The organism is Christiangramia lutea (assembly GCF_022489035.1).
Taxonomy (GTDB): domain Bacteria; phylum Bacteroidota; class Bacteroidia; order Flavobacteriales; family Flavobacteriaceae; genus Christiangramia; species Christiangramia lutea.
Genome location: NZ_JAKVTV010000014.1, coordinates 2,231 through 5,713, shown reverse-complemented (window position 1 = coordinate 5,713; position 3,483 = coordinate 2,231). Strand labels below are relative to the sequence as shown.

1 tRNA gene and 2 rRNA genes are annotated in these 3,483 nt (G+C 47.7%); all 3 read right to left on the bottom strand.

Annotation, left to right across the window (positions count from 1 at the left end):
- Window positions 1-3 precede the first annotated feature (3 nt).
- Window positions 4-114: ribosomal RNA gene (gene rrf, locus ML462_RS15850) — 5S ribosomal RNA — on the bottom strand.
- A gap of 151 nt (window positions 115-265) precedes the next feature.
- Window positions 266-3,098: ribosomal RNA gene (locus ML462_RS15845) — 23S ribosomal RNA — on the bottom strand.
- Between the two features lie 207 nt (window positions 3,099-3,305).
- A tRNA-Ala gene (locus ML462_RS15840) sits at window positions 3,306-3,382 on the bottom strand.
- Window positions 3,383-3,483: the final 101 nt, after the last annotated feature.

Sequence of the window (3,483 nt, the reverse complement as noted above, 5' to 3'; positions counted from 1 at the left end):
AGAAGAAGGCGGCGACATACTCTCCCACAATGATAGCAGTACCATCTGCGCTAACGGGCTTAACTACTCTGTTCGGGATGGGAAGAGGTGAGCCCCGTTGCTATAGCCACCTTAAAAGGTAAGTTATAAGCATTCGGCTTAAAACTGTGTCTTGCGACACTAATATTGTTGACATACTTAAGAAACAAAAAATAAGCGATAACGGGTAATGCATCATAACATAAGCATTTGGCGGCTCTGAGGTTTTGCGGCCTCAGAGCCATCACGCATCAAGCTTTACGGATGATTAGTACTACTCGGCTATGACATTACTGCCTTTACACCTGTAGCCTATCAACGTGGTAGTCTCCCACGGTCCTTTAAAGAAATCTCATCTTGTGGTGGGTTTCGCGCTTATATGCTTTCAGCGCTTATCCCTTCCGAACGTAGCTACTCTGCAGTGCTCCTGGCGGAACAACAGATACACCAGAGGTTCGTCCAATCCGGTCCTCTCGTACTAGGATCAGGTCCACTCAAATTTCTAACGCCCACTGTAGATAGAGACCGAACTGTCTCACGACGTTCTGAACCCAGCTCGCGTGCCACTTTAATGGGCGAACAGCCCAACCCTTGGGACCTTCTCCAGCCCCAGGATGTGACGAGCCGACATCGAGGTGCCAAACCCCCCCGTCGATGTGAGCTCTTGGGGGAGATCAGCCTGTTATCCCCGGCGTACCTTTTATCCTTTGAGCGATGACCCTTCCATGCGGTGTCACCGGATCACTATGCTCTACTTTCGTACCTGATCGACCTGTATGTCTCTCAGTCAAGCTCCCTTTTGCCATTGCACTCTACGCACGGTTACCAAGCGTGCTGAGGGAACCTTTAGAAGCCTCCGTTACTCTTTTGGAGGCGACCACCCCAGTCAAACTACCCACCAAGCACTGTCCTTCCAATGGAAGTTAGGCTCTAAACAAGTAAAGGGTAGTATTTCAACAACGACTCCACGATACCTGGCGATACCGCTTCAAAGTCTCCTACCTATCCTACACATCACTTGTTCAAAGTCAATACTAAGCTATAGTAAAGGTGCACGGGGTCTTTTCGTCCCACAGCGGGTAATCGGCATCTTCACCGATACTACAATTTCACCGAGCTCATGGCTGAGACAGTATCCAGATCGTTGCACCATTCGTGCAGGTCGGAACTTACCCGACAAGGAATTTCGCTACCTTAGGACCGTTATAGTTACGGCCGCCGTTTACTGGGGCTTCAGTTCAATGCGTCGCCGAAGCTAACATCTCCCCTTAACCTTCCAGCACCGGGCAGGTGTCAGGCCCTATACATCATCTTTCGATTTAGCAGAGCCCTGTGTTTTTGATAAACAGTCGCCTGGATCTTTTCACTGCGGCCCCCCATAAGGGGGCGACCCTTCTCCCGAAGTTACGGGCCAATTTTGCCTAGTTCCTTAGCCATGAATCTCTCGAGCACCTTAGAATTCTCATCCCAACTACCTGTGTCGGTTTACGGTACGGGTTGCCACCACTCGCTTTTCTTGGAAGTCGCTCCTCTGGATTATCACGCCGGCCGTAGCTTTTGTGTACTATCGGGTTGTTACCAATCCCTTCAACGTACTATTCCGTCAGTACGCACCAAATTTACGCCTCCGTCCGCTTTAACGTGGGGCAAGTAGCAGAATATTAACTGCTTGTCCATCGACTACCCCTTTCGGGTTCGCCTTAGGTCCCGACTAACCCCCAGCTGATTAGCATAGCTGGGGAAACCTTAGTCTTTCGGTGTGCAGGTTTCTCGCCTGCATTATCGTTACTTATGCCTACATTTTCTTTTGTAACCAATCCAGCAAGCCTCGCGACTCACCTTCGTCTTTGTTACAATGCTCCCCTACCACTATAGTAAACTATAGTCCATAGCTTCGGTAGTATGTTTATGCCCGATTATTATCCATGCCGAACCGCTCGACTAGTGAGCTGTTACGCACTCTTTAAATGAATGGCTGCTTCCAAGCCAACATCCTAGCTGTCTGGGCAGTTCAACCGCGTTTATTCAACTTAACATACATTTGGGGACCTTAGCTGATGGTCTGGGTTCTTTCCCTCTCGGACATGGACCTTAGCACCCATGCCCTCACTGATATGCATCATTTTATAGCATTCGGAGTTTGTCAGGAATTGGTAGGCGGTGAAGCCCCCGCATCCAATCAGTAGCTCTACCTCTATAAAACTAACTATATCGCTGCACCTAAATGCATTTCGGGGAGTACGAGCTATTTCCGAGTTTGATTGGCCTTTCACCCCTACCCTCAGGTCATCCCAAGACTTTTCAACGTCAACGGGTTCGGTCCTCCACTATGTGTTACCACAGCTTCAACCTGCCCAAGGGTAGATCACACGGTTTCGCGTCTACCACTACCAACTAAAGCGCCCTATTCAGACTCGCTTTCGCTACGGCTCCACAGCTGAACTGCTTAACCTTGCTGGCAACGGTAACTCGTAGGCTCATTATGCAAAAGGCACGCCGTCACACATAAATGCGCTCCGACCGCTTGTAAGCGTATGGTTTCAGGATCTATTTCACTCCCTTGTTCAGGGTTCTTTTCACCTTTCCCTCACGGTACTGGTTCACTATCGGTCTCTCAGGAGTATTTAGCCTTGGCGGATGGTCCCGCCGGATTCATACAGGGTTTCACGTGCCCCGCACTACTCAGGATACTGCTATGCTTTATAACAACTTACTTATACCGGGCTGTCACCGTCTATGGCCAAGCTTTCCAACTTGTTCTAATTCCTGTTACAAACAATATTGCAGTCCTACAACCCCAATAAGTCCGTAAACTCATTGGTTTGGGCTACTGCGCGTTCGCTCGCCGCTACTAGCGCAATCACTATTGTTTTCTCTTCCTCCGGGTACTTAGATGTTTCAGTTCTCCGGGTTCGCCCTCCTTACGGAGTACTATACCTTCAGTATAGTGGGTTGCCCCATTCGGATATTCGCGGATCAATTTGTATGTGCCAATCCCCACGACTTTTCGCAGCTTATCACGTCCTTCTTCGCCTCTGAGAGCCTAGGCATTCCCCATACGCCCTTATCTAGCTTGTATGCGTTTTGCTTAATGCTCTAATCTATTCTGATTTGCATCAGAACAGAAGTATTATAATGTATTACTTTTATTAAATATTTCTATCTAATAGTGTTCTCGTATTCTTTGTTTCTCAATATGTCAATGAACTTTCTGTCTAGATTTAAGATCTTAGATATGAGATATTAGACAATCTAACATCTCAAGTCTAGTATCTAACATCTAAACTTGGTGGAGAATATCGGAGTCGAACCGATGACCTCCTGCGTGCAAGGCAGGCGCTCTAGCCAGCTGAGCTAATCCCCCATTTTCAGTGATCAGTTAACAGTTATCAGTTAACAGTACTTCTAACGGCTACTCAACCTCTAAAATTTCCTTTTCAGTATTTCTTTTTATGAACTTCTCTT